Source organism: Microcoleus sp. OTE_8_concoct_300, from assembly GCF_031383065.1.
GTDB lineage: Bacteria > Cyanobacteriota > Cyanobacteriia > Cyanobacteriales > Microcoleaceae > Microcoleus.
In genome coordinates this window covers 1-4,028 of the sequence record NZ_JANMZH010000512.1, presented here as the reverse complement: position 1 = coordinate 4,028, position 4,028 = coordinate 1, and the positions used below count along the sequence as shown (strand labels likewise).

The 4,028-nt window shown below is 47.8% G+C and carries 4 protein-coding genes; 1 reads left to right on the top strand and 3 read right to left on the bottom strand.

Annotation, left to right across the window (positions count from 1 at the left end):
- Positions 1 to 478: 478 nt before the first annotated feature.
- Positions 479 to 883: a hypothetical protein gene (locus tag ACUVJL_RS23705; protein ID WP_445248080.1), complete on the top strand. Its 405-nt coding sequence runs from the start codon at positions 479 to 481 to the stop codon at positions 881 to 883.
- A gap of 74 nt (positions 884 to 957) precedes the next feature.
- On the opposite strand, the gene ACUVJL_RS23700 is transcribed toward ACUVJL_RS23705, so the two are convergent.
- From ACUVJL_RS23700 to rbfA, 3 genes are all read right to left on the bottom strand, one after another.
- A complete protein-coding gene (locus ACUVJL_RS23700; RefSeq protein WP_332958422.1) occupies positions 958 to 1,188 on the bottom strand; it encodes a DUF4327 family protein in 231 nt (76 codons plus the stop codon).
- A gap of 529 nt (positions 1,189 to 1,717) precedes the next feature.
- The gene (locus ACUVJL_RS23695; protein WP_445248081.1) at positions 1,718 to 3,352 is read right to left on the bottom strand and encodes a glycoside hydrolase family 3 protein; all 1,635 of its coding nucleotides are present in this window, start codon (positions 3,350 to 3,352) and stop codon (positions 1,718 to 1,720) included.
- Positions 3,353 to 3,406: 54 nt separating this feature from the next.
- Complete coding sequence (rbfA, locus tag ACUVJL_RS23690) at positions 3,407 to 3,829, bottom strand: 30S ribosome-binding factor RbfA (protein ID WP_445248079.1); 423 nt, start codon at positions 3,827 to 3,829, stop codon at positions 3,407 to 3,409.
- Positions 3,830 to 4,028: the final 199 nt, after the last annotated feature.

Sequence of the window (4,028 nt, the reverse complement as noted above, 5' to 3'; positions counted from 1 at the left end):
GTTAATTTTTGTAACTAGATATAGAAACCTCCCCACTTGAAAAGTCAGTCGATTTTAGATTTTAGATTTTAGGGTCGCGAATTAAATAACTTACAATTTTAATTATTATTGTGGGATGGGCGTCCCGCCCGTCCTTTTTGGACGGGCGGGACGCCCATCCCACAATAATAATTAAAATTGTAAGTTATTTAATTCGCGACCCTAAAATCTAAAATCTAAAATCGACTGACTTTTCAAGTGGGGAGGTTTCTATTTCTAGTTACAAAAATTTACAGTTGACATTTATCTATTTACTAAGTAATGATAAAATTAGTATTCGTCCCAAAAAAAGTATTCTTTCAAAGGCCGATCGTTCCTCGCAGGCGCGCGATCGCGACCGACAACTCGACATCTTCCTGCTCCCAAGCGGCCTTAGGCGCCGACTTGGGAGCAACTGGCGAACCAAAAACTCAGAAAAACGTTCTAGCGGCATTTTTAGATGAATCCCGACAACCTGCCTCAAATGCTGCAAACAGGATTTCACCTAACTTTAGGTGCAACTTCCTTTTTAATGGAGACATTGCAAGATCCGCTAAAGCGAGAAGAAAATCTTGACAAACTGAAGTCTGATTTGGGCCAGCTAGCATCGGAGCTCCTGGAAAAAGGAGAAATGACCGATCGAGAAGCCCGGAATTTTGTAGATACTATTTTCTCCCAACCGGGTAATCAGGAGAATGCAGACAGCGAATCCGTCTCACCCAAGCAATCCGATGCAGCCACTGACCATCCTCCCGACTCGGTTGTACAACCTGACGTAAAGCTAGAGATTCAAGAATTAACTGCACACATGGCAGCGCTGAGGCTCGAGTTGGAAAAATTGCGCCCCGAAAATTCCCAGGATTAAAGAATCAATAGTCTTTACCACAGCGGGAATTTACTTGGAAACTGACTGGCAAACTTATTTAAGAAAACCCAAATTTAGTCGTTGTCCCATTTTTCAGAACCGATCAGGTCGGCGATACGATCGCGCAGCAAGAAGTCGCATTTTTCTAACTCGCACTCCACGCAAGCCCATTCCCGGGGCGGAATGAATTGGCACAGCGTGTAGATAGGCTGTTGCCGGCTCAGCACGCCCTCGTGCACCAGGTGGCGGGCTTCATCCTGGATGACATCTAAAGAGTATTGGATTTTGATAGTTGACTGAATCATAATGCGCCCTCAAGGTTTTAGTAAAAAAAATTATGACCTTTTTAATAATATAATCCAAAATTCCGGATATGTAAGTTAAATTTTGTCAGTATAGAGGTATACAATTCATTACGGTCTAATAAAAAAAAATTATAGTAATGATGAGTAAGCGAGCGGCTCTGTCTAAAGATTGATAGACGCGAGCCATTTTCCCGGATATTATGCAAATCTGTTGCAAAACTCATAGCATTTTAGATTTTCGACTTCGGCGTGAGAGGTTCGGCGAGCGCGAGCCCAGAGCCGTCGAGTCGCGCCCCCGTCGAGCGATTTTAGATTTGAGAGGGAATGACTAACTGGATATGGGTTTGCAGCATGGGCCTACAGCTGCATTCTTTTTTGAAACTGGTATCAATTCAGGACTTAGGCACCAGAACCCGATTCCCGGTTTCTGAATGCTTCCCTCCCAAAGGCAAAATTTCTTGCGAGAAACCGGGTTGATAGATTTAAGTCCTGAGGCAGCAGCAGAGAAAGGATTCAGGAGTCGGGCAGCTCAAGCATTGCCCCTTGCGTCAATGCCGAACAGCAATTCTATAGCTAGAGATTGCGCGGCCGGCATCTGCCCAAAACAAAATACATAAGGAATACTCGGAGGCAAGTGTGGCAAAAATTGCTCTAAAACGTAGGGACTGCCGTAAATTAACACAGCTTGCAGTTCTCCCGTGTTTAATAATTTCTTAAACCAATCTTGAGCTGCTTGGGTCAAACCAGCACTGCCTCGGAAGCAATTGCCGCGAATGAAAATTTGCAGCAGTGTCGAAGAAAAATTCTCTGCACCTGTATTATCAGCGATCGCCCCTGTGCGATCGTCAATCAGTTGCAATTCGTAACCAAACTGTTCGGGAAGGGCAATCGCCGGAGTGTGCTTGCCCAAAAACTCGCACCCCAAAACATCATCTACAATAATCAAATTCCGCAAAAGCTGGTTTTCTGGGGGCTTTTTCGCCATTAAAGGCAGAGAACCTCCAAATTTCAAAGAATCTCGCAAAATATCGGCAGCAGTTGACCTTGCCTGTGGATTTGCCAGCAAACTTAAGTCGATCGACTCTAGATTCTTGCTCCCCCCCTTAGCAACGGGGGGTTGGGGGGGGTCAGAAATCGGCAAACCCACCTTTATTTTCGCCTTCCAAATCCGCTTGACAGATTCCTTGATTTGTGCTATGGAAAGCCGCCCTTGAGTGACAGCTTCGCAGACAGCGAGAATCGCCCCTTCCGGGTCAAGGGGCATCAGCAAAACATCAGCACCAGCCTCAGCCGCCAAAACAGCAGCTTCATTAGGGCCGTACTTATTGGCGATCGCGCCCATCACCAAAGCATCCGTCACGATCAAACCTTCAAATCCCAACTCTTGTCGCAGCTTGCCGATCAAAATTTTGCGAGAAAGAGTAGCAGGAAACTCGGCATCCCAAGCCGGAATCAGCAAATGAGCACTCATCACAGCATCGGCCCGGGCGGCGATCGCCTCAACAAAAGGAGGCAACTCAACCCTTGCCAATCTCGCTGGCGAATGCGGCAAAACCGGCAATTCCAAGTGAGAATCAACCGCCGTGTCTCCGTGGCCGGGAAAATGCTTAGCTGTAGTCAAAACCGGGTGTTGGGCTGCACCGCGAATAAAAGCAGCCGCTAATTTCCCGACAATGAACGGTGTCTCGCCAAAAGCGCGGACATTAATCACAGGATTGTCGGGATTGTTGTTAACATCAACCACTGGTGCGAGAATCCAATTCAGACCGATCGCCCTCGCTTCGATCGCAGTGACAGCGCCCATTTGTTCAGCATATCGATCGGCCGCTTCTGAATCATGCTGCGCCACTTGGGCAATTGCCATCGGCGGCCCAAACCAAGTCGCCCCCGCGAACCGCTGGCCGACACCTTCCTCAATATCAGCCGCCAGCAGCAGCGGAAACTTTGCCCAAGACTGCAATTGGTGCGATCTAACCGCCAACTCCGCAGCACTTCCCCCCACCAAAATCACACCGCCGACGCCCAACTCTTCCAGATAATAGCGGAGTTTGCTAGCAGTTGGTTCCCATGAACGATAGCGAATTTGGTGGTCGAACAAGTAGCCTGAAGCGCGCACCACGAACATTTGGGCCACCAGTTCTGGTAAGGAAAGATTGTCAATCATGGGAAATTGTTGACTGTTGACTGTTGAGTGTTGACTGTTGACTGGCTTCACAAACTAATTCTCGTCTGTTTCGGGACTTTCGTCCTCAGCAAATTCTGCGTCCCCATCTAGAATATCCGGTTTGCGATCGGCAGAAAGCTGATTCAGCAGTATCAGCATTTTATCGCCCCGTTCCAAAGAATGGTCTTCGAGAAAAATCACTTCCGGCGTCCGACGCAGTTGCAATCGTTGGCCCAACTGGCTGCGGACGTAGCTAGTTGCAGATTTCAAACCCTCCATAGTCTCAGCCTTTGCCTCATCAGTACCGTAGATGCTGACAAAAATTTTTGTATGCTGAAGGTCTCCCGAAACAATGACATCGGTAACGCTAACCATACCGGCACCTACCCGGTCGTCCTTGATTCCATTCAGCAACATCAGGCTGACTTCCCGTTTAACCATTGAAGCTACACGCTCAATGCGACGACTTGTAGCCATAGCACCTACTCCTCTACTTTCCTAATCAGCCGTTTTTATCCCGATCGATAATTGTAGCGCGATCGGTCAGGGGTGTTACGGGCGATCGTCCGAGTTAGGGGTGAGATACAGCTTAGGATCGCGAATTAAATAACTTACAATTTTAATTGTTATTGTGGGATGGGCGTCCCGCCCGTCCTTTTTGGACGGGCGGGACGCC

Excerpts from the sequence above, each read along its gene's own strand:
- ACUVJL_RS23700 (WP_332958422.1), bottom strand. The coding sequence starts at position 1,188 with ATGATTCAGTCAACTATCAAAATCCAATACTCTTTAGATGTCATCCAG.
- ACUVJL_RS23705 (WP_445248080.1), top strand. The coding sequence starts at position 479 with ATGAATCCCGACAACCTGCCTCAAATGCTGCAAACAGGATTTCACCTA.
- ACUVJL_RS23695 (WP_445248081.1), bottom strand. The coding sequence starts at position 3,352 with ATGATTGACAATCTTTCCTTACCAGAACTGGTGGCCCAAATGTTCGTG.
- rbfA (WP_445248079.1), bottom strand. The coding sequence starts at position 3,829 with ATGGCTACAAGTCGTCGCATTGAGCGTGTAGCTTCAATGGTTAAACGG.